General features: G+C 62.7%; 20 protein-coding genes. 12 read left to right on the top strand and 8 right to left on the bottom strand.

Annotated features, from left to right (window positions below):
* Positions 1-130 precede the first annotated feature (130 nt).
* Positions 131-1,198 carry a DUF475 domain-containing protein gene (locus HQ843_RS11470; RefSeq protein WP_180898194.1) on the top strand — a complete coding sequence of 356 codons (1,068 nt, stop codon included), beginning with the start codon at positions 131-133 and terminating at the stop codon, positions 1,196-1,198.
* 45 nt (positions 1,199-1,243) lie between these two features.
* Here the strand turns inward: HQ843_RS11470 and HQ843_RS11465 are convergent, their stop codons facing one another.
* Positions 1,244-4,747 (bottom strand): PAS-domain containing protein, encoded by a 3,504-nt coding sequence (locus tag HQ843_RS11465; RefSeq protein WP_180898195.1) that lies wholly within the window; start codon positions 4,745-4,747, stop codon positions 1,244-1,246.
* Between the two features lie 186 nt (positions 4,748-4,933).
* Here HQ843_RS11465 and HQ843_RS11460 point away from each other — a divergent pair, with 186 nt between their 5' ends.
* A complete protein-coding gene (locus HQ843_RS11460; RefSeq protein WP_180898196.1) occupies positions 4,934-6,100 on the top strand; it encodes a pyridoxal phosphate-dependent aminotransferase in 1,167 nt (388 codons plus the stop codon).
* A 208-nt stretch (positions 6,101-6,308) separates the two neighbouring features.
* On the opposite strand, the gene galE is transcribed toward HQ843_RS11460, so the two are convergent.
* From galE to galK, 3 genes are read right to left on the bottom strand one after another with little or no spacing between them, the layout of a single operon-like run.
* Complete coding sequence (gene galE / locus HQ843_RS11455; protein WP_180898197.1) at positions 6,309-7,301, bottom strand: UDP-glucose 4-epimerase GalE; 993 nt, start codon at positions 7,299-7,301, stop codon at positions 6,309-6,311.
* A 54-nt stretch (positions 7,302-7,355) separates the two neighbouring features.
* A complete protein-coding gene (locus HQ843_RS11450) occupies positions 7,356-8,393 on the bottom strand; it encodes a UDP-glucose--hexose-1-phosphate uridylyltransferase (RefSeq protein WP_180898198.1) in 1,038 nt (345 codons plus the stop codon).
* Between the two features lie 8 nt (positions 8,394-8,401).
* Positions 8,402-9,559, bottom strand: a complete 1,158-nt coding sequence (gene galK / locus HQ843_RS11445) for a galactokinase (protein ID WP_180898199.1) — start codon at positions 9,557-9,559, stop codon at positions 8,402-8,404.
* A 285-nt stretch (positions 9,560-9,844) separates the two neighbouring features.
* Between galK and HQ843_RS11440 the strand changes: the two genes are divergently transcribed.
* Genes HQ843_RS11440 through HQ843_RS11425 form a run of 4 tightly spaced genes read left to right on the top strand, consistent with a single transcriptional unit; the run spans position 9,845 to position 13,320 of the window.
* Positions 9,845-10,729 carry a metal ABC transporter substrate-binding protein gene (locus tag HQ843_RS11440; RefSeq protein ID WP_180898200.1) on the top strand — a complete coding sequence of 295 codons (885 nt, stop codon included), beginning with the start codon at positions 9,845-9,847 and terminating at the stop codon, positions 10,727-10,729.
* Positions 10,726-11,610, top strand: coding sequence for a manganese/iron ABC transporter ATP-binding protein (locus HQ843_RS11435; protein ID WP_305793952.1), 885 nt, complete (start codon positions 10,726-10,728; stop codon positions 11,608-11,610). Before HQ843_RS11440 ends, HQ843_RS11435 begins: the two co-directional genes overlap by 4 nt.
* Positions 11,603-12,466, top strand: coding sequence for a metal ABC transporter permease (locus HQ843_RS11430; RefSeq protein WP_180898201.1), 864 nt, complete (start codon positions 11,603-11,605; stop codon positions 12,464-12,466). The genes HQ843_RS11435 and HQ843_RS11430 overlap by 8 nt, the downstream gene beginning before the upstream one ends.
* Positions 12,463-13,320 (top strand): metal ABC transporter permease, encoded by an 858-nt coding sequence (locus tag HQ843_RS11425; RefSeq protein ID WP_180898202.1) that lies wholly within the window; start codon positions 12,463-12,465, stop codon positions 13,318-13,320. Before HQ843_RS11430 ends, HQ843_RS11425 begins: the two co-directional genes overlap by 4 nt.
* Here HQ843_RS11425 and pyrC read toward each other — a convergent pair.
* Positions 13,296-14,339, bottom strand: coding sequence for a dihydroorotase (gene pyrC / locus HQ843_RS11420; protein ID WP_180898203.1), 1,044 nt, complete (start codon positions 14,337-14,339; stop codon positions 13,296-13,298). The genes HQ843_RS11425 and pyrC overlap by 25 nt on opposite strands.
* A gap of 172 nt (positions 14,340-14,511) precedes the next feature.
* On the opposite strand from pyrC, the gene HQ843_RS11415 reads away from it, so the two are divergent.
* Together HQ843_RS11415 and HQ843_RS11410 are read left to right on the top strand one after the other, a co-directional pair.
* Positions 14,512-15,279 carry a LamB/YcsF family protein gene (locus HQ843_RS11415; protein WP_180898204.1) on the top strand — a complete coding sequence of 256 codons (768 nt, stop codon included), beginning with the start codon at positions 14,512-14,514 and terminating at the stop codon, positions 15,277-15,279.
* Between the two features lie 116 nt (positions 15,280-15,395).
* Complete coding sequence (locus HQ843_RS11410; protein WP_180898205.1) at positions 15,396-16,571, top strand: MFS transporter; 1,176 nt, start codon at positions 15,396-15,398, stop codon at positions 16,569-16,571.
* A 242-nt stretch (positions 16,572-16,813) separates the two neighbouring features.
* On the opposite strand, the gene lysS is transcribed toward HQ843_RS11410, so the two are convergent.
* From lysS to HQ843_RS11395, 3 genes are all read right to left on the bottom strand, one after another.
* Entirely contained in the window at positions 16,814-18,307 is a 1,494-nt protein-coding gene (gene lysS, locus HQ843_RS11405; RefSeq protein ID WP_180898206.1) for a lysine--tRNA ligase, read from the bottom strand.
* A 1-nt stretch (position 18,308) separates the two neighbouring features.
* Entirely contained in the window at positions 18,309-19,775 is a 1,467-nt protein-coding gene (gltX, locus tag HQ843_RS11400) for a glutamate--tRNA ligase (RefSeq protein WP_180898207.1), read from the bottom strand.
* Positions 19,776-19,888: 113 nt separating this feature from the next.
* A complete protein-coding gene (locus tag HQ843_RS11395) occupies positions 19,889-21,094 on the bottom strand; it encodes an ISAs1 family transposase (protein WP_180898208.1) in 1,206 nt (401 codons plus the stop codon).
* Between the two features lie 212 nt (positions 21,095-21,306).
* On the opposite strand from HQ843_RS11395, the gene HQ843_RS11390 reads away from it, so the two are divergent.
* The 4 genes from HQ843_RS11390 to dhaL all read left to right on the top strand — a co-directional run bounded on the left by HQ843_RS11390 (position 21,307) and on the right by dhaL (position 26,657).
* Entirely contained in the window at positions 21,307-22,251 is a 945-nt protein-coding gene (locus tag HQ843_RS11390) for a substrate-binding domain-containing protein (RefSeq protein WP_180898209.1), read from the top strand.
* A gap of 113 nt (positions 22,252-22,364) precedes the next feature.
* Positions 22,365-23,894 carry a sugar ABC transporter ATP-binding protein gene (locus tag HQ843_RS11385; RefSeq protein WP_180898210.1) on the top strand — a complete coding sequence of 510 codons (1,530 nt, stop codon included), beginning with the start codon at positions 22,365-22,367 and terminating at the stop codon, positions 23,892-23,894.
* The gene (locus tag HQ843_RS11380; RefSeq protein WP_180898211.1) at positions 23,884-24,876 is read left to right on the top strand and encodes an ABC transporter permease; all 993 of its coding nucleotides are present in this window, start codon (positions 23,884-23,886) and stop codon (positions 24,874-24,876) included. The genes HQ843_RS11385 and HQ843_RS11380 overlap by 11 nt, the downstream gene beginning before the upstream one ends.
* Positions 24,877-24,896: 20 nt before the next feature.
* Entirely contained in the window at positions 24,897-26,657 is a 1,761-nt protein-coding gene (gene dhaL / locus HQ843_RS11375; RefSeq protein WP_180898212.1) for a dihydroxyacetone kinase subunit DhaL, read from the top strand.
* Positions 26,658-26,666 lie beyond the last annotated feature (9 nt).

Below are 26,666 nucleotides of genomic sequence, written 5' to 3'. Positions count from 1 at the left end.
CACCGCCCGCAAATTAGCCGGCGGACATGGTTACCATGCTTCAGTATCCGATCTTTCGCGCGCGCGCGCGTCGTTTTCGTGCGCGCGCGCTTCCCTTTCCCCTTTTCCGGAGCGCAGCTTCCCTTTCGACATGGGAGGTCTTTCCGTGAAAGCCTCCACCCTTTCCTATTTCAAATGGGCGTTCATCGTTACCATAGCCGGCCTCGCGGCGAGCACGCTTTACGGCTATTTCAGCTTCGGCATGAGCGGCGCGCTCGCCTTCCTGTTCATCACCGCCGTGCTTGCGGTGCTGGAAATTTCGCTGTCCTTCGACAATGCGGTCGTCAATGCCAACAAGCTCAAGACCATGAGCCATGTCTGGCAGCGGCGCTTCCTCACCTGGGGCATCCTGATCGCGGTCTTCGGCATGCGGCTGGTGTTTCCGCTGGTGATTGTGGTGCTTGCCGCCAAGGTCGGGCCGCTGGCCGCCATTCACCTGGCCTTCGCCGAACCGCGAGCCTATGCCGAGATCATGCATGACGCCCATCTGCCGATCGCGGCCTTCGGCGGCACGTTCCTGCTGATGGTCGGCCTTTCCTATTTCTTCGACCATGAAAAGGACGTGCACTGGTTTGCCCCGCTGGAAAAGCCGATGGCGAAGCTTGCCGCGGTCAAGGGCATCGAAACCGGCATCGCGCTGGTGCTGGTGCTGGTCTTTTCCAAGCTGGTGGAGGATGGCCGGTCACAGGAATTCTTCTATTCCGCCATCTACGGTCTGTTGACCTATCTCGCGATCGAGGTCTTGAGCGGCCTGCTCGATGCGACCCAGACGCAAACGGCGAAGGCGGCGGCCCAGGGTGGTCTCGGCGCCTTCATCTATCTCGAAGTGCTCGATGCCAGCTTTTCCTTCGACGGCGTCATCGGCGCCTTCGCGCTCACCAAGAACCTGCTGGTGATCGCCATCGGCCTCGGCATCGGCGCGATGTATGTGCGCTCGCTCACCATCATGCTTGTCGACCGCCAGACGCTGTCGCATTTCCGCTTCCTCGAGCATGGCGCGTTCTACGCCATACTGGTGCTGGCGGTGATCATGTATGTCCAGACGTTGTTCGAAATCCCCGAGGCGATCACCGGGCTTGTGGGCGCGGGCCTGATCGCGCTTTCGCTCTGGTCGTCGATCCGGTGGCGCAAGCTGCAGGAGCTTGCCGAGACGCTTTGAGACGCCTCCGAACGATCGGACGATCAATCGGCATCGCCCGACGCTCTATTCGGCGGCCGCCCTGTGAAAAATCGCGATCTGATTGAGGAAGGCGCGCACCAGCGCAGGCTTGAGCGGCTTGTGCTGGACGACGATGTCCTCCTCCTCGGCCAGATCGCGCACCTCCTGGGTGCGGTCGGCGGTGAGCAACAGGGCCGGAATATGGCGCTGATAGTGCTCGCGCAGGATCGTCACCGCATCCACGCCGCTCGCGCCATTGTCGAGATGATAATCGGCGATGATGACGTCGGGGACGATATCGATGTCGCGCGCCTCCTGCTGGCCTCTGGCCACATGAACGTCGGCGCCCCAGCCGCCGAGCAGCACCCGCATGCCTTCCAGGATCGCGTCTTCGTTGTCGATGCAAAGCACCTTGAGGCCTTCGATCGCCTGGCCGGGCAGTTTGCCCGCCGGCTTGGCCGCGGGCTGGCCGCTGTCGGCGCCGGCCTCGGCCAGCGGGACGGACAGCCGAAACACCGTCCCCTCCCCCGGCGCGGAGGCCATCGACACCGGATGTTCCAGCATCCGCGCCAGCCGGTCGACGATCGACAGGCCGAGCCCCAGCCCCTGCGCGGCGCGCGCGCCCTCATCGAGCCGCGTGAACTCCTTGAACACGCTCTCGGCCTTGGAGGCGGGAATGCCGATGCCGGTATCATGCACCTCGATCACCGCGTGATCGCCCCTGCGCCTGACGCCCACCAGAACCCTGCCGGTGATGGTATATTTGATTGCGTTGGACACCAGGTTCTGCACCAGACGCCTCAGCGCCTGGGCATCGGAGCGCACCTTCAGCGAAGACGGCACCACCACAAGGTTGAGCCCCTTCTCGTCCGCCAGCGGCCTGAAATCGGTCTCGACCCGCTTCAGCGTGTCGCCGAGGCTGACGGTGGTGAAATGCGGCTTCATCGCGCCGGCATCGAGCCGCGAGATATCCAGCACGGCCCCCAGGATATCCTCTACCGATTGCAGGGCGGAATCGATCTTGTCTGAAAAGTCGCGGCCCTCGCTTTCGGCTGGCAACCGCTCGCCAAGCGCCGTGGCATAAAGACGGGCGGCATTGAGCGGCTGGAGGATGTCGTGGCCGGCGGCGGAGAAGAACCGGGTCTTGCCGATATTGGCCTCATCGGCCGCGGCCCGCGCCAGCCGCAATGCCTTGTTGACCTCGGTGAGTTCGGCGGTGCGGGCGGCAACGCGCTGCTCCAGCGTTTCATTGGCCTGTTTGAGCGCGAGATCGCCTTCCACGCGACGGGTGATATCGGTGAAGGTCACCACCATGCCGGCATCGGGCATGGCGCGCGACTGGACCTCGATGATCCGCTTGCCGCTTTCCAGCACCAGGGGAAAGGCGGTTTCGTGGGCGCGCAGCTTGCGCAGCGCCTCCTTCGCCTCATCGCCGGTGAGATCGCCGCGCGAGGAAAGCCGGCCGATAATGTTGATCAGCGGATAGCCGACCTGGCCGGCCTCTTCCGGCAGGTCGAGCAGCGCGCGAAAACGCCTGTTCCAGACGGTGAGCCGGTTGGCGGAGTCGAAGACGGCGATGCCTTCGTCCATCTGTGACAAGGCGGTCTGCAACAGGCCCTGATTATATTGCAGCGCCTCGCTTGCCTGATCGAGCAGGAAGGCGGCATCGCCCGAGGCGGCCTCGGCGCGCTGCAACACCAGCGACAGCACCAGCCGCGCGGAGGACGAGCCGATGGCGGTGCCCAGCAATTGCTCGGAAAAATGGATCAGCGCCATATCGGCCTGTTCGTCATCGGTCATCTTGCGCCCGGCCGTGCGCTCGAAAGTGGCAAACGACCGTGCCGTTCTTTCCGCGCCGAGATAGCCTTTCAATGTTTCCCTGAGCACGCCGACGGAAACCCCGGTTCCGATCCCGCGCGCCGTCGATTGCCAGCGCGCCTGGCGTTTGACGAAGATGCCGGACTGGATGCGCTCCAGCGGCCTTGCAGGCCGGCTCAATGAACCAATTACCAGCCCGGCGATATTGACCAGCAGCGACAGGCAGGTGACGTTGAGCAGGATATCGGCGTCCGGCCCGGTGAACAGACCGGTGCCCGGAATGATGAAGTTCATCACCGCGCCGGCGACGGCGGACTGGTCCGGCCCGCCCAGGCTCGGCACGAACAGAAGATAGATCCAGGTGACGAAGCCGAGCGACAGGCCGACGATCGCGCCGCGCGCATTGGCATTGCGCCAGACAAGCCCGATGAACAGCGCCGGCGCCACCTGGGCGATCGCCGCAAACGCCAGCAGCCCGATCGAGAACAGGCCGCGATCGCTGTCGATATGGCGGTAATAGGCGTAGCCGAGCAGCATGACGCCAAGGATCGAGGCGCGGCGGACATTGAGCAGCAGCGCGTAGAAATCATGCCGCCGCCCGCTGCCCGACATCATCCGCCGCCTCAGGAAGATCGGATTGACGATATCGTTCGACAGCATGATCGCCAGCGCCACCGAGGCGACGATGACCATGGCGGTGGCTGCCGAAAACCCGCCCAGGAATGTAATCAGCGAAAGCAGCCGCTGACCGGAGGCGATCGGCAGCTGCAGCACGTAGAGATCGGGATCAACGCCGGGGCCGAGCATCATCGCCCCGCCGATCGCCACCGGCAGCACCAGCAGGTTGATCGCGATCAGATAGAGCGGAAACAGGAAGCGCGCAAGGTTCAGCTCCCCTTCCGAGCGGTTTTCGACCACGGTGACATGGAACTGGCGCGGCAGAAGCAGGATGGCGCAGGCCGAAAGCCCGGTCAGCAATATCCAGCGACTGATCGGCGTTTCATAGCTGAGCGCCGCCGCAGCCACCGCGTTCTGACGCGCGGAGGCCAGCAGATCGGCGGGGCCGTCGAACAGCACGAACAGGGCGAACAGGCCGACCGAGGCGAAGGCCACGAGCTTGATCACCGATTCCATCGCGATCGCCAGGATCAGGCCGTCCTGATGCTCGGTGGCATCGGTATGACGGGTACCGAACACGATGGCGAAGCTTGCGAGCGCCAGCGTGACCGCAAGTGGCAGGCCGACGCCATAGGCCGCACCCGCCGACAGAAACCCGGTTTCGCCGCCGACCATGACCGAGACCGAATCCGACACCGCCTTCAATTGCAGCGCGATGTAGGGGATGGCGGCGGCGAGCGAAATGATCGCGACGAGGCCCGCGACGATCGGGTTCTTGCCATAGCGGGCGGCCAGAAAGTCAGCCACGGAGGTCAACTTCTCGGCCTTCGCCAGCGCCACGATCCGCCTGACCACCGGCATCCCGACCGTGAACACCAGGATCGGGCCGATATAGATGCCGAGGAATTCGAGCCCGCGCGTCGCCGCGAGCCCGACGCCGCCGAAATAGGTCCAGGACGTGCAGTAGACGGCAAGCGAGAGCGCGTAGACCATATTGCGCCCGTCGCGCGGCCGCATCTGCCGCTTGGCCTGCCGGTCACCGAAACTGGCGACGGCAAACAGCAGCAGGATGTAAAGCAGCGCCGACAACAATATCAGCCAGCCGGGCAGCATCCGGTCATTCTCCCGTTTCCAACGGCGGCCTGTCGCGACCGCAGGCCATCACGATATGCCAAGGGCAGCAATTTTCAAATGCGACTGTCGCAGCACAACCATCAAAAGAATCAATCGATCAAAGCTTAAAATTCATGGCATTCACCGCCTGCTCCGTTTTATGACTGAAGCGACAGGAGACCACGCATGCGCCTTATCGAGAATATCAGCCGCCGCGCCGCCGACGCGCCCGAAAGCGGCATCGTCGAGATCATCAATCACGCCCGCGGGCGCGACAACCTGCTGCCGCTGTGGGCCGGCGAAGGCGATCTGCCCACCCCCGCCTTCATCAGCGACGCCGCCAAGGCCGCACTCGACAATGGCGAGACTTTCTATACCTATCAGCGCGGCATTCCCGAACTCCGAAGCGGGATCGCGGATTATTACGGCCGCCATTTCAAGGCCAGGCTGTCGCCGGAGCACATCTATGTCACCGGCTCCGGCATGCATGCGATCAAGCTGATGGTCGAGGCGCTGACGGATGTCGGCGACGAGGCGATCTATTTTACGCCGTGCTGGCCCAATATCGCGGCGGCGCTCGGCGTTTCCGGCGCCCGCAAGGTCGGCGTTCCGCTGACCTTCGCCGATGGCCAGTGGTCGCTCGATATCGACCAGGTCGAACGCGCGATCACGCCGAAAACCAGGATGATGTTCGTCAACACGCCCGCCAACCCGACCGGATGGACGGCGAGCCTTTCCGATCTCAAGGCGCTTCTCGACATTTCGCGCCGCCACGGCATCTGGATCCTGGCCGACGAGATCTATGCGCTCTATCACTATGCCGGCGGCCGCGCCGCCTCCTTCCTCGACATCATCGAGGATGGCGACAGGGTGGTGTTCGCCAATTCCTTCTCCAAGAACTGGTCGATGACGGGCTGGCGCCTCGGCTGGCTGGTGGCCCCGCCCGAACTCGGCGACACAATCGAGAACCTGGTGCAGTACACCACCTCGGGCGTTGCCCAGTTCATGCAGCGCGGCGCCGTTGCGGCGGTGACGGCGGGCGACGATTTCATTGCCGAGAACATCGCGCGGGCAACGGCCGGCCGCGACATCTTCTGCGACCGGCTGCTTGCGACCAACCGGGTCGAAACGCTGAAACCCGATGGTGCGATCTATGCCTATCTCAAGGTCGACGGCATCACCGACAGCCGCAAGGCGGCGCTCGATATCGTCGACAGGACCGGCGTCGGCCTTGCGCCGGGCTCCGCCTTCGGACCCGGCGGCGAACCGTTTTTACGCGCCTGTTTCCTGCGAAATGCGGACCAACTCGCCGAGGCCGCCGACCGGCTGGCGGATTATATTGCGCGGATATGAGAGGGCTGCACACAGACATAGCCGCTTGCTCCAACTACTCTCTCCCGCCTGCGGGAGAGATACCCCCGAAAGGGGGAGTGAGGGTGAAGCAGCATATCGACCCGTGAGGGCGTTCGCGGGGATGGACTCCCCCCTCACTGTCGCTGTCGCGACATCTCTCCCCTCCGGGGCGAGAAGATTGGGGGGCTATGCAGCGAGGACCGTCCCCTTAGAGCTTCACCCGCCCCTTCACCAACTGATCCTCCCACGCAAGCGCGTGTTTCACGATGGTGTCGAGATCGTCATATTTCGGCTCCCAGCCTAGAATCTCGCGTACGCGGGCTGACTCGGCAACCAGCGCCGGCGGGTCGCCGGGGCGGCGGTCGGACATGTCCACGCGGAAGTCGACCCCGGAGACGCGCTTGATCGCATCGATCACCTGCAACACCGAGAAGCCGTGGCCGTAGCCGCAATTGGCGACGAAATTGTCGCCGCCGTTCAGAAGATGCATCAGCGCCTTCACATGGGCATCGATCAGATCGGTGACGTGGATGTAATCGCGCAGGCAGGTGCCGTCCGGTGTGGGGTAATCCGTGCCGAACACCTCCATGCGGTTGCGCCGGCCGGTCGCCGCCTGAGCGGCGATCTCAATCAGGTGGGTGGCGTGCTCGCGGGTCTCGCCGGTGCGGCCTTGCGGGTCGGCGCCGGCGACGTTGAAATAGCGCAGCGCCGCATATTTGAGACCGTAGGCGGCGGCGCTGTCGCGCAGCATCACCTCCGTCATCAGCTTCGACCAGCCATAGGGCGAGACCGGCTGCAGGTTCTGCTCCTCGTCCAGCAGGTCGACGCCCGGCTCGCCATAGACGGCGGCGGTGGAGGAGAACAGAAACGCCTCGACCTTCCCGGCAACCGCCGTTTCGATCAGCGCACGGGATTTGACGGTGTTGTTGTCGTAATAGGTCAGCGGGTCGGCAACCGAGTCCGAGACCACGATCGAGCCGGCGAAATGGGCGATCGCGTTGATGCCCTCATCGGCGATCAGCCTGCCCACCAGCTTGTCGTCGGCGATATCGCCCCTGACGAGCTTGGCCGCTTCCGGCACCAGTTCGCCATGGCCGGTGGAAAGATCGTCCAGCACCACCACCTGTTCGCCACGGTCAACCAGCGCATGGGCCATGTGGGAACCGACATAACCGGCGCCGCCGGTAACGAGAATGGTCATTTTTCTTTCTCCCTTGCCCGCTCCCTTGGAAAGCGGGTTCCTTCGAAGCGCGGCTCAGCCGGCGAGGTAGTGCGTATCGGGCAGATCACGCAACCGGTCCGCCGCCTGTTCCGGGGTCAGGTCGCGCTGCGGCGTGCCGAGCAGTTCGAAGCCGACCATGAATTTCCGGATGGTCGCCGAACGCAGCAGCGGCGGATAGAAATGGGCATGCATCACCCACTCGTCATGGGCCTCGCCATCGGTCGGGCGTTGGTGAAAGCCCATCGAATAAGGAAACGAGGTGGTGAACAGATTGTCGTAGCGGATCGTGACCCAGGACAGCGCCTCTGCGAGTTGCACCCGCTCGCCCGCTTCCATCTCGTCCATCGAGCGGATATGGCGCTTCGGCAGCACCATGGTCTCGAACGGCCACACCGCCCAATAGGGCACCAGCACGACAAAGCCGTCATTTTCAAACAGAATGCGCTCGCCAAGCGCCCGTTCCTGCGCGAGATAGGCCATCAGCAGCGGGGTGCCGTGCTGATCGTAATAGCCGCGCTGGGTCTCGGTCTCCGTCGCCGCGGCGTTCGGCAGGTTGCGGCTCGCCCAGATCTGGCCGTGCGGATGGGGATTGGAACACCCCATCATCGCGCCACGATTCTCGAAGATCTGGACATATCCGATATCCGGCCTCGCCCCGAGTTCAAGATACTGCGCGACCCAGCTTTCGACCACAATGGCGATATCATCGACCGCCATGCGGGCAAGCGTCAGGTCGTGGCGGGGCGAGAAGCACACCACCCGGCATATGCCGCTCTCGCCCTCCGCCATCAAAAGCCCATCGCGGAAGGCCTCGTCCGGCGCATCCTCGGTCAGCGCGGCAAAGTCGTTGTCGAACACGAAAGTGTGCCGGTAGTCAGGGTTTTTTTCGCCGTTGATGCGGGTATTGCGGGCGCAGAGATAGCAATCCGGATCGTGGGCCGGCATGTCCGGCACCTCGGCATCTTCCACCTGCCCCTGCCAGGGTCGTTTGGCGCGATGCGGCGACACAAGCACCCATTCGCCGGCAAGCGGATTATAGCGACGGTGAGGATGATCGGTGAATGTGCTCATCTCTTGACTCAATCTGTGAGGCGGCCGACGCCATCCTGTGGCGTGCACGCGAAGATTTCGGATATGTGGCCGGTCGCATCCCGATAGGCGGCCCCGACGCTTTCGATGAAGGCTGCGACCGCATCGCTCTCCACCAGCGCCACCACGGAACCACCGAAGCCGCCGCCGGTCATGCGCGCGCCATAGACGCCGTTCTGGGCCTGCGCGATATCGACCAGGATATCGATCTCCTCGCAGGAGATTTCGTAGTCGTCGCGCATAGAAACATGTGAGGCGTTCATCAGCCGCCCGAAGGCTGCGAGATCGCCGCCAAGCAGCATATCGGCCGCCTGCAGGACACGCTCGTTTTCGGTGACGATATGGCGGCAGCGGCGATAGGTGAGGTCGGGGAGGAAATCGCGGTTCTCCTCGAGGTCCTCGAAACTGACGTCCCTGAGCGCCGCGATATCGCCGAGTGCCGGCCGCAGCAGCCGCACACCCTCCTCGCAGGACTGGCGGCGCTTGTTGTATTCGCCGTCGGCAAGCGCGTGGTGCACCATGGAATTGGCGACCACGATCCGCGCCGCCGGGTCGATCGGAACGGGCTTCCTGTCAAGCGAGCGGCAATCGATCATCAGCGCGTGATCGGACACGCCATTGCAGGAAATGAACTGGTCCATGATGCCGCAACGCATGCCGACATATTCGTTTTCCGCCTTCTGGCAGATCTTCGCGAGTTCGACGGTATCGACCGCATGGCCCGAAAGCGAAAGCAGGGCGTAGCCGACAACTACCTCAAGTGCCGCCGAGGAAGAGAGCCCGGCGCCGACCGGCACGGTGGACGAGATCACGATATCGGCGCCCGCAAGCCTGTGTCCCGCCGCTTCCAGCATCACGGCAACCCCGAAGGCATAATCGGTCCAGTCGCCGCGCGGTTCGGGGCTTTCGGCATCGAGATCGAATTCGGCGGTCTCGCCGTTCTTGAGGGAATGGATTCGGATCAGCCGGCCGGAACGGCAGGCTGCCGCCGCCTGCGCCTCATATTCGAGTGCGGCCGGCATCACGAAGCCATCATTGTAATCGGTATGCTCGCCGATCAGGTTGACCCGCCCCGGCGCCCGGAAGAACTGTGGCTCACCATCGAAATGATCGAAAAACCGTGCACGTAGCAAATCGATCGCAGCCATTGCCGAAGTCCCCCCATTCAAGTCGTGTGCATTTGTTATAGAAAACCCGGCCGCGTCAAGATCGCCCGGCAACCACGCCCTCGACCGAGATGCCCGGATCGCCGCCGCCAGCAGCGGTTTCGGGCCCATGCCATCCACTGTCACGAGCCGTGCGATGGTCGCGGCCTGTCGTTGATATTCGGGAATCGATTCTTTTTGCGAATCATTCGCAATAACGTTTGACATGCCCACAAAACCTCATCATGCTATTTGCAAATAGTTCTTAACTGCATTAAAGGAGAACGTATGAACCTTGCCAGAACCGTAGCCGTGGCAGCGATTGCCATGATCGGAACTTCGGCGCTTGCCGCCGACAAGCCGAAAGTGGTCACCACCTTCACGGTGATCGCCGACATGGCCGGAAATGTCGCGGGCGACCATGCCGAGGTGGTTTCGATCACCAAGCCGGGCGCGGAAATCCATGGCTATTCCCCGACACCGCGCGATATCCTGAATGCCCGCGGCGGCGACATCATTCTGTCCAACGGGCTCAATCTCGAACGCTGGTTCGAGAAATTCCTGCAAAACCTGGGCGATGTGCCGAATGTCGTGGTCTCCGATGGCATCGACCCCATCGATATCGCCGGCGGCGAATATGACGGCAAGCCCAATCCCCATGCCTGGATGTCGCCTAACAATGCCGAAATCTATGTCGCAAACATCCGCGACGCACTGATCGAAATCGATCCGGACAATGCCGAAGCCTACACCGAAAATGCACGGGCCTATGCCGATGAAATCACAGCCAGGCTTCAGCCGATGCGCGCCATGCTGGCCGATGTGCCGGAGGACAAGCGCTGGCTGGTGACGAGCGAGGGCGCGTTTTCCTATCTTGCCCGCGACCTCGACCTCAAGGAACTTTACCTCTGGCCGGTCAATGCCGATCAGCAGGGCACGCCGCAGCAGATCCGTCACGTGATTGACACCATGAGGGAAAACGATATCGGCGTGATCTTTTCGGAAAGCACCGTCTCCGACAAACCCGCCCGCCAGATTGCCAGCGAGACCGGGGCGGCGTATGGCGGCGTACTCTATGTCGACAGTCTGAGCGAGCCGGGCGGCCCGGTGCCCACCTATCTCGACCTGTTGTCCGTCACCACCGAAACCGTGGCGAAAGGTCTGACCGAATGACCATGGCAGAGCCCGGCCTCGTGGTGCAAGGCGCAACGGTGACCTATCGCAACGGCCACACCGCGCTGACCAATGCCAGTTTCGAGATTCCGCGCGGCACGATCACGGCTCTGGTCGGCGTCAACGGGGCGGGCAAATCGACACTGTTCAAGGCGATCATGGGCTTCGTGCCGCTGGCCCGCGGCAAGGTCGATATCCTCGGCCAACCGGCGCGCGCAGCATTGAAGCAGAACCTGGTCGCCTATGTGCCGCAGGCAGAGGAGGTCGACTGGAATTTCCCCGTTCTGGTCGAGGATGTGGTGATGATGGGGCGCTACGGCCATATGGGCTTCATGCGCCACCCCTCCCGTACCGACCGCGACATGGTCGCCGCCGCACTCGAGCGGGTCAGTATGACGGCCTTTTCCAAACGCCAGATCGGCGAGCTTTCCGGCGGCCAGCGCAAGCGCGTGTTTCTGGCCCGCGCGCTGGCGCAGGAAGGGCGGGTTATCCTGCTCGATGAGCCCTTCACCGGCGTCGATGTGAAGACCGAGGAACAGATCATCGCGCTTCTCGGCGAATTGCGCGACGAGGGCCGGATCATGCTGGTCTCGACCCACAATCTCGGCTCGGTGCCCGAATTCTGCGACCGGGCGGTGTTCGTCAAGGGCACGGTGCTGGCCTATGGCCCGACCGAGACCACCTTTACCCAGGCCAATCTCGAAAAAGCGTTTGGCGGCGTCCTGCGCCATTTCGTGCTCGAAGGTCCGGCCCTTCATGACGACGAGGACACCCGCCGGATCAAGGTGATAACCGATGACGAGCGCCCGTTCGTCATCTATGGCGAACGCGGAACGGATACCGCGCCGGCGGCAAGCCGGGGGAGAGGCGGCGATGCTTGACCGGCTGATCGAGCCGCTCGCCTATGGCTACATGGTGAACGCGATCTGGGTCAGCGCGCTGGTGGGCTGCGTCTGCGGCTTTCTCTCGGCCTATCTGATGCTCAAGGGCTGGTCGCTGATCGGCGATGCCCTGTCCCATTCGATCGTGCCGGGGGTCGCGGGCGCCTATATGCTCGGCCTGCCGTTTTCGCTCGGCGCCTTCGCCGCCGGCGGTCTTGCCGCGGGCGCGATGCTGTTCTTCAACAACAAGACCAAGCTGAAGGAGGATGCGATCATCGGCCTGATCTTCACCAGCTTCTTCGGCCTCGGCCTGTTCATGGTCTCGGTCTCGCCGGTTCCGATCGACATCCAGACCATCATCATGGGCAATGTGCTGGCGATAACCCGCTCCGACACCATCCAGCTCGCGATCATCGGCGGCGTGACGCTCGCCGTCCTGGCGGTGAAGTGGAAAGACCTGATGGTGGTGTTCTTCGATGAGAACCATGCCCGTTCGATCGGCATCAACCCCGATGCCATGAAGGTGCTGTTCTTCACGCTGCTCGCCGCCTCCACCGTGGCCGCCCTTCAGACGGTCGGCGCGTTTCTGGTGATCGCGCTGGTGGTCACCCCGGGCGCGACCGCCTATCTGCTGACCGATCGTTTTCCGCGCCTGATCGCGCTTGCCGCCTTCATCGGCGCGGCAACCTCGGCGCTCGGCGCCTACATCTCCTATTTCCTCGACGGCGCGACCGGCGGCGTGATCATCGTCATGCAGACGGCGCTGTTTCTGATCGCCTTCGTGTTTGCGCCCAAGCATGGCCTGCTTGCCGCAAAACGCCGGGCGCGCCGGGCACTTCAGGAGACTGCGGCATGAGCGATTTCTGGATGATGGCCACATTTCCCTTCCAGCTCGATTTCATGCTGAAGGCGTTCGCGATCACGCTTCTGGTCAGCATACCGATGGCGCTCCTATCCTGCCTTCTGGTGCTGAAGGGCTGGTCGCTGATGGGTGACGCGGTGTCCCATGCGGTGCTGCCGGGCGTGGTGCTGGCCTATATGATCGGCCTGCCGCTTGGCCTCGGCGCATTCGTCGCCGGCATGGTCTGCGCGCTGTCGACCGGCTTTCTTGCGGATAACAGCCGGGTGAAGGAAGATACCATTCTCGGCATCGTGTTTTCCGGCATGTTCGGGCTCGGGCTGGTGCTCTACGTCAAGGTCCATTCCGCCGTCCATCTCGACCATATCCTGTTCGGCGATATGCTCGGCATTTCCGGAGGCGACCTGATCGAGGCCGGGCTGATCGCGCTTTCGGCGACCGCCTTTCTCGTGCTGAAGCGCAAGGATCTGCTGGTCCACGCCTTTGACGAGCAGCACGCACGCGCCATCGGCCTGCCGACGAAACTTCTGCATTACGGGCTTCTGATCGTGCTGTCGTTGACAGTGGTGGCCGCGCTGAAAGCGGTCGGCATCATCCTGTCGGTCGCGCTGCTGGTCGCGCCGGGCGCGATCGCGTTCCTGTGGACGCAGCGGTTCTCCGTCATGCTTCTGGTGGCGCTTGCCGTGGCGACAGGGTCCACACTGATCGGCATCTATGCCAGCTTCTACATCGACAGCGCGCCCGCGCCCACCATCGTTCTGGTGATGACGCTCGCCTTTATCGCAAGCTTCTTCCGCACCATGCTGGTGGCCGGACGCCGCGCGCGTCAGGCGGCCTCGACCTCCCAGTAGAGCGGAAATTTCGGGTCGAATACCGTGACCGGCCCGTCCCCGGTTTCGCGCTTTTCAGGATATGCGACGGGGTCTGCCCGTTTTACCAGCGTGATCGTGTCTTCGTTCGGCTTGAGCCCGTACCAGGCCGGGCCGTTGAGCGAGGCGAAGGCTTCGAGCCTGTCGAGCGCGCCTTCGTTTTCGAACACATGGGCAAGGCAGCTCATCGTGTTGGGGGCGGTGTAGATGCCGGCGCAGCCGCAGCCGCATTCCTTGGCGGGATCGACGTGGGGCGCTGAGTCGGTACCGAGGAAGAACCGCCTGTCGCCGGAGGTCGCGGCCGCCACCAGCGCCTTCCTATGCTCCTCGCGCTTGGCGACCGGCAGGCAATAGTAATGCGGATGGATGCCGCCGACGAGAATATCGTTGCGGTTGATGATCAGATGATGGGTCGTCAGCGAGCCGGCAAGGTTCCTGTGCGCATCCTTGATGTAATCAACGCCGTCCTTCGTCGTGACATGCTCCATGGTGATCTTCAGCTCAGGCAGGCGCCATCTGATCTTGTCCAGCACGGTTTCGATGAATACGGCCTCGCGATCGAATATATCGACCTGCCTGTCGGTGACTTCGCCGTGGACGCAGAGATTAAGCCCGATCTCCGCCATCTTCTCCAGCACCGGCATGGCATTGTCGATATCGCGGACGCCGCTTGCGGAATTGGTGGTGGCGCCCGCCGGATAGAGCTTGACCGCCTTGATCAGGCCTTCGCTGAAGGCCGATGCGACATCGGCGGGCTCGGTCGTCTCGGTCAGGTAAAGCGTCATCAGCGGCTTGAACGACATGCCGGGCGGAACGGCGGCGATGATGCGATTGCGATAGGCTTCGGCATCGACGGCCGTGACCACCGGCGGCACCAGATTGGGCATGATGATCGCGCGGGCGAAATGGCGCGCGGTATCGCCGATCACGCCCTCCATCATCGCGCCGTCGCGCAGATGCAGGTGCCAGTCATCGGGACGGCGGATCGTCAGGCTGTTCATCGATCATCTCCAGGGTGGTCACACTGAGGGCATAAGGCCTTCGCCGCCAAATTGGAAGCCTCAGCCGGCAACAGGGCATTGCCGCGAAATTCGGTCGGTTTGACGGAAAGCCGTTGTCGGCCAGCGACGCGGGGCCTAAATAACGCAGAACAACCGGCCGGGAGATAGCAACATGACCGCACCGCGCATCGACATCAACTGCGACATGGGCGAGAGCTTCGGCGCATGGGACAAGGGCGACGACGCCGAAATGCTGAAGATCGTCTCCTCCGCTAATGTCGCCTGCGGCTTTCACGCCGGCGACCCCGATACCATGGCGAAAACCTTCGTGCTCGCCCGCGACCGCAATGTCGCCGTCGGCGCCCATCCCGGCTTTCCCGATCTCATGGGTTTCGGCCGCAGGCGGATCCCCTATTCCGCCACCGAGATCGAGCGGCTGGTCGCCTATCAGGTCGGCGCGGCGCAGGCGATGGCGCAATATGTCGGCCACCCGATCACCCATGTGAAGGCCCACGGCGCGCTTGGAAACCTCGCGCAGGAGGATGCGGCGGTCGCCCGCGCGGTCTGCAACGCCATCAAAGCGGTCGATCCGGCGCTGATCTGCCTTACGATCGCACACGGCGAACAGCAGCGCATCGCTAAGGAAATGGGATTGACGGTGGCATCCGAAATCTTCGCCGACCGCGCTTACGGCGATGACGGACTGCTGGTCCCGCGCGGCCTCCAGGGCGCGGTGATCCACGACCCGGAACAGGCCGCGCGCCGCGTCGGCGAGATGGTGCGCGAAGGCGCGATCATCACCCTTTCCGGCAACCGCATCCCGACCGCCATCGATTCCATCTGCGTTCATGGCGATACGGCCGAGGCCGTCCCCATAGCCGCTGCGGTGCGCGCCGGGCTGGAAAAACAGGGCTATGCGATTGCCAATTTCATTCATTAACATCGAGCCGCGTATCTGAAAGCGCAAAAACCATTCCGGTTTTCGCACGGATGCGCTAGGGACTAACCGGCCCTTCCGCCGACCGACGGTGGAGGATGACGAGGCCGGAGACCCCCATGACCGACAGCACCGCTTTCCGCAACATCAATATCCTGACGATGGCGCAGGCCGTCGGCGGCGCCGCGCCGCCGATCGTGATCTCGCTCGGCGGCATTATCGGCACGGTGCTGGCGCCCGATCCGGCGCTCGCAACCTTTCCGGTCAGCCTCTACAATGTCGGCGTTGCGATCGGTACCCTGCCGGCCGCCTGGATCATGCGCCGCTTCGGCCGGCGCGAGGGCTATATTTTCGGCGCGATGATCGGCATCTGCGGCGGACTTCTGGCCGCGACCGCGATTGCCGCGAGCACCTTCATCCTGTTCTGCCTCGCCATCACGACGGTTGGCCTTTATGGCTCATACATCCAGAGCTTCCGTTTCGCGGCCGCCGATACGGCTTCGGGAGACATGAAGGCGAAGGCGATCTCGCGGGTCATGGTCGGCGGGCTTGCCGCTGCCATCATCGGCCCGCAAGTGGCGATCTGGACGGTCGATGCCGTGCCGGGCCTTCCTTATGTCGCAAGCTTCATCGGCCTTGCGGTGCTTGCGTTTCTGACGCTGCTGCTGGTATCGCGACTGAAAATCCCGCGCCCCGTCGCGGTCTCCATCTCCGGCGGACGACCGCTTTCCGAGATCGCCCGCTCGCCCCGCTTCATCATGGCCGCCGCGACCGGCGTCGTTTCCTATGCGCTGATGGCCTTCATCATGACGGCGACGCCGCTTGCGATGATCGCCTGCGGCCATTCCGTCGGCCAGGCAACGCTCGGCATTCAGTGGCACGTGCTGGCAATGTTCGGGCCAAGCTTTTTCACCGGCCGGCTGATCGCCCGTTTCGGCAAGGAAACGATTGCCGCGACCGGTCTGGCGCTGATTGCCGGCTGCGCGGTGATCGCGCTTTCCGGCCTCGGCCTGACGCATTTCTGGCTGGCGCTGATCCTGCTCGGCGTCGGCTGGAATTTCGGCTTCATCGGCGCGACCGCGATGATCACCGACTGCCATACGCCGGAAGAGCGCGGCAAGGTGCAGGGCCTCAACGATTTCCTCGTCTTCGGCTCCACCGCCACCGCCTCCTTCCTCGCCGGCGCGCTGGTGCATATCGACAATGGCTGGAGCCTGATGAACTGGCTGGTGTTTCCGGCCGTGACGCTGGTGCTGGTCCCGCTGATCTTCAGCCGCAGGCTTGCCGCGCGCTGAGAGACGCTACCGGCCGAAGCCGCAGCTTCAGAGCCTTTGATTCCAGCTAACCTCTCCCACAGGGGTCATGCTCGGGCTTGACCCGAGCATCCATACTGAGCAGGCAATTGAATTCTGACGTTTTTTTGACGCCGTGCGAGCCCGCCTGGATCCTCGGGTCAAGCCCGAGGATGACACCCGTGAGTGTGAAAAGGTCTCTCAACCATCAGAGCTGCCGGCCGGAGCGGGCAGCGTAGCAAGGATCAATCCTTGTGGCGCCGGGCCGGGAACAGGATGACGTCGCGGATCGAGGGGCCGTTGGTCAGAAGCATGATCAGGCGGTCGATGCCGATCCCGAGGCCGCCTGCGGGCGGCATGCCGTGGTCCATGGCGTTGAGGAAATCGTCGTCGAGGCGCTTTTCGGTTTCGCCGCGGGCATGGGACTGCTCGAGCTGCTCGACCATGCGGCGGCGCTGTTCGACCGGATCGTTGAGCTCGGAGAAGGCATTGCCCAGTTCCCAGCCATTGACATAGGTCTCGAAACGCTCGACCAGGCGTGGCTCGCCCGGCACTTCCTTGGCAAACGGCGAAATGTCCTTCGGGAAATGGGTCACATGGGCGGGCTGGATCAGCGTGTCCTCGACCTTTTCCTCGAAGATGAAGGCGAGGCATTCGCCCCAGGTCCAGTCATCCTCGATCTCGAAACCGGCGGCCTTCGCGGCGGCGCGGGCTTCCTCGTCGGTCGCGATCGACCGGAAGTCAATGCCGGTCGCTTCCATGACCGCATCGGGCATCGGAACCCGCCGGAACGGTCCCTTGAAATCGAGTTCGATGTCGCCGAAGGGCAGTTTTGTCTGGCCGTGCAGCCTGATGGCCAAGGCCTCGAACATGCGCTCAACGAGGCCCATCATGTCCTCGTAATCGGCATAGGCCCAGTAACACTCCATCATCGTGAATTCGGGATTGTGCCGGGTCGAAACGCCTTCGTTGCGGAAGTTGCGGTTGACCTCGAACACCTTGTCGGTGAGGCCCGAGACCAGGATGCGCTTGAGATAGAGCTCCGGCGCGATGCGGAGATACATGTCGATGTCGAGCGCATTGTGGTGCGTCTTGAACGGATCGGCCGTGGCGCCGCCATAGATCGACTGCAGCATCGGCGTCTCGACTTCCATGAAGCCCTCGTCCTCGAGGAAACGCCGCACGCCGGAAAGCACCTGCGAGCGCTGGATGAAGCGCAGCTTGGAATCCTCGTTGCTCATGATGTCGAGATAACGCTGGCGATAGCGCGTCTCGATATCGGCAAGCCCGTGGTATTTTTCCGGCATCGGCTTCAGCGCCTTGGTGAGCATGGTAAGCTCCTGGGCGTTGATCGTCAGCTCGCCGCGCCTGGTGCGGCGCACGACGCCGGTGACGCCGACAATGTCAGCGAGATCCACCAGCGACCATAATTCGCGCACCGCTTCGGGCGTCGTGTCCTTGTGCGAGAAAATCTGGATCTTGCCGGACGCATCGCGCAGATCGACGAACATGCCGGAATTGCGCATAGAATAGACGCGGCCGGCAACGGTGACGACATCCTCGGTCGTCACGTCATCGGGCAGGTCGGCGTATTTCTCGGCCAGTTCGGCATTGGTGATGGTGCGGTGGAAATGCGCCGGATAGACGTCGCCGATCTTCTCGCGCAGGATTTCGAGCTTCTGCGCGCGGACTTCGGTCGCGTCGGAGGAGAGCGCCTGCTCTTCAGTCTTCTTGTTCATGTTACTTGCCTGCCTCTTCTGCGACCATTGCCGCGACCACGCCTTCAGCCGTCTTCAGCCGCTGGCGCACAACCGCACGGCCGAGAATGGCCATCGAGTCAAACAACGGCAGCGAGCGTGACGAGCCGGACATGGCGACGAACAATGGCGCGACCACGGTGCGCAGCTTCTTGTCGATGTCTTCGGAAAGCCGGCGCAACGCTTCTTCAACCGTCGCGGCATTCCACTCGACGAGTTTCTCCAGCACCGGCTGCACCGCCTGCAGGATTTCCAGGATTTCCGCCGGATTGGTCTTCTTGATCTTCGCGAAGGCTTCCGCCTCCGGAACCATGTCGGACTGCAGCAGGAAGCCCATCAGCGCCGGCAGTTCGCCGAGCTTGGTGATCCGGCTCTGGGAGAGCTTCAGTCCCTCCTTCAGCCGCGCGTTTTCCGAGGCCCAGACGGCGACGCGGAGGATGAAATCCTCCTCCGACAGCGTCTCGCGCAGGAACCTTCCGTTCAGCCATTCGAGCTTCTGGGTGTCGAACACGGCGCCGGACTTGTTGAGGTTGTCGGCGTCGAATTTTTCGATGAGCTGATCCATCGTCATCAGCTCTTCGCCCTCGGATATCTGGATGAAGAACAGGCCGAGGAAATTCATCAGCGCTTCCGGCAGGTAGCCGAGCGCCGAATAATAGGAGATCGAGGTCGGGTTCTTGCGCTTCGACAGTTTCGATTTGTCGGGATTGCGCATCAGCGGCAAGTGGAAGAACTGCGGCGGTTCGAGCCCCAGATAGGTATAGAGCAGGATATGCTTCGGCACCGAGGCCAGCCACTCCTCGCCGCGCGCCACATGGGTGATCTTCATCATGTGGTCGTCGACGACGTTTGCCATGTGATAGGTCGGCATGCCGTCGGCCTTCAGCAGAACCTGCATGTCGACAGCGTCCCACGGGATTTCGACATCGCCGTAGACGCCGTCGGTGAACTTGCACGCGCCTTCGGTCGGGATCTTCATGCGCACGACATTGGGCTCGCCGGCCGCGATACGGGCGGTGACCTCTTCGGCTTTCAGATGCATGCACAGTCCGTCATATTTCGGGGCGCGGCCTTCGGCGCGCTGGCCGGCGCGCATCCGCTCCAGCCGTTCGGGCGTGCAGAAGCAATGGAAGGCGTGGCCTTCGGCGACGAGGCGATCGACATAGGGCTTGTAGAGGTCCTTGCGATCCGACTGGCGATAGGGACCGTAGGGACCGCCGACATCCGGGCCTTCCGCCCACTCAAGCCCGCACCATTTCAGCGCGTCGAGCACGTTCTTCTCGAATTCGGGGGTCGAGCGCGTGGCGTCGGTGTCCTCGATGCGCAGAATGAAGGTGCCGCCCATCTTTTTTGCGTAGAGATAGTTGAACAGCGCGGTATAGGCGGTGCCGACATGCGGCTCGCCGGTGGGAGATGGCGCGATGCGCAGGCGGGGGCCGGTTGTGCTCATTGTTTTTGTCCGTAGCGCCGGCCAGGCCGGCTGCTTCCCTGAAAATGCTGAATGTGCTGGGCCGCAGCAGGTCCTTGGAAACGGCGGCCGTTCAGGCCAGCCTTAGGCCATATTCAACCCTGTCCGTCAAGCCACCGGGCCTTCGCCCAGTGGAATCGGGTGACCGGATCATCGGCAATGAGGCTTGCGAGGAAGTCGTCGTCCCAGGCGGTGATTTTTCGCCTTGAGCGGAGTGAATCTCTGGAGGTCGGCAATCGCAGCAGATTGGTTGCGATATGTTTGATGGTGGTGAAGTTGGCTGGGGCGTTTTCGGTTCGCACGCGGCATTCGTCGTCGCGGAAGACCATGTCCATCACCCAGTGCAGGCTGTTCTCAATGGCCCAATGACTGCGAACGATCGGTCCGAGCTTGTCGGCGGGCAGATTCAACGAACTGATGTATAAGCGGGTCTCCCGCTCGGTTTTGCTGCCGGTTTCGCGTATGCCGTCGATGACGACGACGGATTTCAGGGCGGGCCATTTGTGGCGTTGCTGAAGCCAGGCGATATCATGCAGGACAGTCGCGGTCCTGGTTTCGATCCGACCATGATCGCCATCGATGGTCTCATGTCGACTGATCACGGTATCGGCGTATTGCCTGGCTTTCCGCTCGGTCACGAACAGGCTGACATCGTCGCGCAGCGCGCTTTGATTGCTCTTGAGGGCGCGGACATAGTCGGCCTTCTGGTCGACGATCTGCTGCGCAATCGTACGCTGGCAGCCCATGGCGTCGATGGTCACGATCGCCCCCTCGATCGCCAGCACCTTCAGAAGGTGGGGGATCGCGACGATCTCGTTAGCCTTGTCGCCAACCTTGTCGCCAACCTTGACCTGACCCGGCACCAGACGTTGGCGCGCGGCGAACGCCGAGACCATGTGGATCGCCGCCTTGGCCCCTTTCGACCGGCGCACGGTCTTGCCATCGATGGCGATCACCTCTGTCGCCAGGCCGGTCAGCGACGTGACCCAGGCGACAAAACAGCGCTGAAACGCCGCGGCATCAAGCGTGGCAAGGATGTCGCCGAGATGATCATGCGACGGTGTGCCACCGGAAAAGGGCCGAAACCGACGCAGAAAACTCAGTTTCCGATGGCCAAAATTCGCGATGTCCGTGAAGGTTTCCGCCCCCGACAATACCGCCAGCAGGCACAGCAGCAGCACCTCGCTCAGTGGGTAGCCGACCTTGCCGACCTCACGCCCGTCCGGAATATCCTCGAAATATCCCAGAAAAACACCCGCCTCCTCAAAAAATCCGCCATGCTCCCGATCGCTATCCGTCATCGTCGTTGTTCCTCCATCCAGAGGAGCGCAACTGATTCAGCAATTCAAACCTTTGTCACCTACTCCTTCACCCGATCGCCCTGGATGATACGTCCGATGCACTTGTATTTTAAATTTAACAGATGTATTCAGTGATTGGCCGTTGGGGATTTTCGCCCCTCTGCCAGGAGGGCCGCTTCCATGAGCGGCAAACATAACCGGGAGGAAATCTGATGAAGAAACTCACCGCCTTGCTGGCGGGATTGGCTATTGCCATTCCCCTGGCCGCTGTCGCGCAGGATGCACCTGGGACTGTCAAGAAGGACAGCTACCGCTTTCTGATCGTGCCGAAGGTCGTTCATCCGTGGTTCGACAAGGTCAATGACGGCGCAAAGATGGCTGCTGAAGCCCTGAAGGCTCAGACCGGCGCGGATATCGACATCGTCTACTCCGCTCCGCAGACGGCGGACGTCGTCCAGCAGGTTCAGATCGTGGAAAGCGCGATCTCGACACGCCCCGACGGCATCGCAATCGATCTGCTCGACCCATCGGGCAATCGCGGGTCGCTCGAAGCCGCTCAGAGCCAGAACATTCCGCTCGTGATCTTCGATTCGATCCCGCCGGAAGGCATGGCGATCCCCTATATCGGTTCCGATTTCTGCGAACAGGCCAAGATCGCTTCGCGGCGGCTGGTCGAGATCCTCGACGGCGAAGGCGAAGTCGCGATCATGATGGGCGTGCCCACCGCGCCCAACCATTCCATCCGCGCCGATTGCCATCGCGAGGTGTTCGCCGAGCATGACGGCATCGAGGTCGTTGCCGAAGGCATCGACAATGACAGCATCGAGACGGCACAGCAGCAGGCTGCCGCCATCATGCAGGCCCATCCGAACCTGAAGGGCTGGGTTGCGTCCGACGCCGCCGGACCGATCGGTATCGGCCAGGCGATCATCGAAGCCGGAAAACAGGGTCAGGTCACGCTGGTTGGCCTCGACAACCTGCCGGAGATGCTCGACATGATCCGTTCGGGTGTCGCGGACAGTTCGTCCGCTTCGCAGCCCGAGCTTCAGGGCTACTGGTCGGTCATGCTGCTCTGGGCACAGGCCACCGGCGCTCCGGTTCCGCAGTATCTCGATACGGGCAATGCGTTCCTGACCAAGGACAATGTGGACGGCTGAGCCGTTTGCCGCGGCCGGCCTTCCGCCGGCCGCATTCTCCGGACCGCATCTGCGGCCCGGGCTCCTTTCAATGCCTCTCAATGGATTGATCGGAAGGATGCTCAGGAGGACACATGACCTACCTAAAGGCACGCGGCCTCAGCAGGGTTTTTCCCGGCGTGACCGCGCTTGACGATGTTGATCTCGACGTGGAACTGGGTCGGACCCATATTCTGGCTGGCGAAAACGGCGCCGGAAAATCCACACTGGTAAAGATCCTGACCGGCTCCGACCGTGCGACAACCGGCACGATCGAGATCGACGGCAAGGACCCCTCCGATCATCCTGATCTCTTTCGAAAAATTGCCTATGTTCCTCAGGAACTGTCGCTTTTCGCCGATGTCAGCGTGGCGGAAAACCTGTTCATGCCGTTCGATCGCACCGGACACGGTCCGTTCGTGAACCGCCGGCGGATGGAGGCGGAGGCACAGACCTATCTCGACAGGTTCGGCATCGAGGCAAGGCCGTCCGATCTTGTGCGGCACATATCGGTGCCCGACCAGCAGCTTCTGCAGATCGCCCGCGCCTCGACCAACAAGGACATGAAGGTCCTGATACTGGACGAGCCGACCTCGGCTCTGACGGCGCGCGAAGTGGCGCGCATCTTCAAGGTGATCCGCGGATTTCTGGACAGGGACCACGCCATCGTCTTCATCTCGCACAAGATGGAGGAAGTCTTCGAGATCGGCGATGATTACACTGTTCTGCGCAATGGCCGGAAGGTGGATGCGGGCCAGGTGGCCGATATCGATGAAGCCGCTTTGATCCGGGCCATGTCGGGCCGCGAGGTGGCGATCAACGAGCATTTCCGCCCAGACTGTGCCGTGACCGACACGATCATGAGCGTGGAACACCTGTCGGGTCACATGTTCAGCGACATCAGCTTTCGCCTGAACCGGGGCGAGGTTCTGGGCTTTGCCGGACTGGTGGGCGCCGGCCGATCGGAACTGATGCAGACCATTTTCGGCTTTCGCAAGGCATCCTCGGGCCAGGTCGAGGTTGAAGGTCGCAATTGGCGTTTGAACGATACGGCAGCCTCGGTCAACGCCGGCATGCTTTATCTGTCCGAGGAACGCAAGCAACACGGGATTTTTCCGCTTCTGTCGCTTCGGGAAAACATCGGGATCTCCGCATTGTCGCTCACGTCTGGCGCCGCCGGCATCGATTTCGGCAAGGAAAGCAAGCTTGTGCGCCGGGTAATCGACGATTACGGCATCATGGCCTCAAGTCCCGGCCAGCGGATTTCCAATCTTTCCGGCGGCAACCAGCAGAAGGCGATCATCGGCCGGGCCATGGCGATCACGCCGCGCATCCTGATCTTCGACGAACCCACGAAGGGCATTGACATCCGTACAAAAGCGGAAATCTACCGGATCATGAAGCAGCTCGCCGAAGAAGGCGTCGGCATCATCCTGATCTCCTCGGAAATGACGGAACTGCGTCGTTGCGCAAGCCGGATCATCACCATGCATGGCGGCCGCATCACGGGCGACTTTGATGCCGCCACCACCGATACCGAAACATTGGTTGGCGCAATCTTTGCGACCGGAACCGGGTCTGACGCACAGACCACCAACGAGGCAGAGGCTTTTCATGTCAATTGATCCGACCGCTCAAAAACGCGCATCCTCCCCGCTTGCAATCCTGGTCCGCAATCCGCTTGCCGGCGTCTTCGTTGCGCTTGTCGTCATTTTTGCCGTTTCAGCGTTGATATCGCCCTATTTCCTGTCGGGCTACAACATGTCGGTGATCGCGCGCGGGCTGGCTTTCGTCGGGCTGGTGACGATCGCTCAGTCGTCCCTGATGATCCTGGGCGAGCTTGATCTGTCGCTTGGAACCATAGGCGGCCTGTGTGGGGTGGTCTCCGGCATGCTGATGGTGCAGGCGGGCCTCCCCTGGGGCGTGGCCCTGGTTCTGGCGCTCGCGCTGGGCATGGCTCTTGGCTTCCTGAACGGTTTCCTGGTCACCGCGCTCGGCCTGCATTCGCTGGTTCTGACGATCGGCACGGCGGGCATTTATGGCGGTGCTATTCTCGTGCTGACGAAGGGCGTTGCCATCACGAACATTCCGCAGGGTATCCAGTTCCTTGGCCGGGGAAACGTGTTTGGCCTTCCGGTACCGTTCCTGATCATGCTCGTCGTTCTGGTCGCCGCGCTTTTTCTGACAATGAAAACCGCCATGGGCCGTTACATGTACGCCATCGGCAACAATGCGGCAGCCGCCCGCATGCTGGGCATTCGCGTTGACCGTATCCGTATTCTGGTCTTTACCTTCGCCGGCATGCTGTCCGCCCTTGCGGGTCTGCTGATGGTGGCGCGGCTCGGAACCGCCCAACCCTCCATCGGGCAGGCCTGGGTGCTGGCGCCAATTGCCGCGGCGGTCATCGGCGGGGTCGCGACCACAGGCGGCGTCGGATCGCCGCTCGGCGCGATCTTTGGCGCCTGCATCATCGCGATCATCGAGAACATCATCGTCCTGTTCGGTGTTTCACCCTATTGGCAGGGCGTCGTATCCGGTGCCATCGTGGTTATCGCAATCTCGTTCGACGCGATCTCCCGCCGCTATCTTCGCCGCGACGGCGCATGATCTGACAAAGTGGAATTCAAATGACCAAGACCAAGAAACTCATCAACGCGCCCGAAGACATCATCCCTCAGCTGATCTCGGGCATGGTGGCGGCGCATCCTGACATGCTGATGCGCGAAGGAGGCACGGGACGCGCCATTGTCGCCGTGGATGGTCCGCGAGACGGAAAGGTGGGGATCGTCGTTGGCGGCGGCTCGGGGCACGAGCCCGCGTTCGCCGGCTATGTGGGACGCGGCCTTGCCGATGCCGCGGCGGTCGGGAACATCTTCGCGTCCCCCTCTCCAGAACAGATCCTCGACGCCGCCCGTGCGGCGGACGGCGGAGCGGGCGTCGTCTTTCTTTATGGTAACTACACTGGCGACGTGATGAACTTCACCATGGCCGCGGAAGAGCTTGAAGCAGCGGGAACGCAGGTACGGCAGGTACGGGTCGCAGACGACGTCGCCTCCGCACCGGCGGACCGACGCGCAGAGCGGCGCGGCATTGCGGGTGATTTCTTCGTGTTCAAGATCGCAGGCGCCGCAGCCGATCTCGGCGAACCGCTCGCGCGGGTTGAGGCGCTGGCCCAAAAGGCAAACGACGCCACGCTGTCGATGGGCGTTGCGCTGGGTCCATGCTCCCTGCCCCAGACCGGCAAGCCGAATTTCGAAATCGGCGACGAAGATATGGAAATCGGCATGGGCCTTCACGGAGAGCCCGGTGTCCGGCGCGAGAAGCTGGCCCCGGCCGACACGGTGACGGACGAACTGCTGGATTCGATCCTGAACGAAATGGCCCCCGTGAAAGGTGACCGCGTCGCAGTGCTGGTCAACGGGCTCGGATCGACCTCATTGATCGAACTCTACATCATCTTCGACCGGCTCAAGCATGTCCTGGACGAAAGAGGCATCGAAATCCATCATTCATGGGTCGGGGAATATGCGACCTCGCTGGAAATGGCGGGCGCGTCCATCACCCTCATCAGGCTGGACGACGAGCTCACGCGACTTCTGGACCATCCGTGCCAGACGCCGGCTCTGACGGTCGGGGCCATCGAAGGCGCCGCAGCGAGCAGCGCCCGTTCGCTGAGAAGGACGGCGCAGACAGGCGACAGTCCCGCCCAGTCGAAAGTCGCAACGAATCTGAAACGTGAAGGCGCTATCACGCCCGCCGTCTTCCGCGCTATGATGCAACGGGCCGGCGACGAGATCATTGCCGAGCGCGATTGGCTGTCCGAACTGGACGGCGTGATCGGCGACGGCGACCACGGCGTCACCATGGAAATCGGCTGGAAGGCCGTTCAGGGTGCACTCGCCAATGCCGAGCAAGACGAGACCATCGAGGGAAGCTGCAAGCGCATGGCGAAAGCCTTCCTCGATGCAGTCGGCGCCTCGTCCGGCCCCCTCTACGCGACAGCCTTCCTGCGCGCAGGCGCAGCGGTCAGTGACCGCCTGAACCTCGATGCCGAGGCGCTGGCTGCATGGCTTGCCGCAGCGCTCCAGGGTGTGCGCGACCGAGGCCGCGCCGACCCGGGCGACAAGACAATGGTCGACGCCTGGGTCCCGGCGGTGGAGCGCGCGCAACAAGCCGCCGCCTCCGGATCGGAAGTCGATGTCATGAATGCTGCCCGCGACGGCGCGGAAGACGGCATGAATGCAACGGTCAACTTTGAGTCCCGCCGCGGCCGCTCCGCCAAACTCGGCGCGCGCTCCAAAGGTCATATCGACCCGGGCGCAGCGTCGACATGGGTCACGCTGCGTGCAATGGCAACCGCTCTGGCAGAGGCCCGCGCGCCCGTATGAGATCTAGAT

Source organism: Martelella sp. NC20 (assembly GCF_013459645.1).
Taxonomy (GTDB): Bacteria; Pseudomonadota; Alphaproteobacteria; order Rhizobiales; family Rhizobiaceae; genus Martelella.
This window is presented reverse-complemented; position numbering and strand designations above follow the sequence as displayed.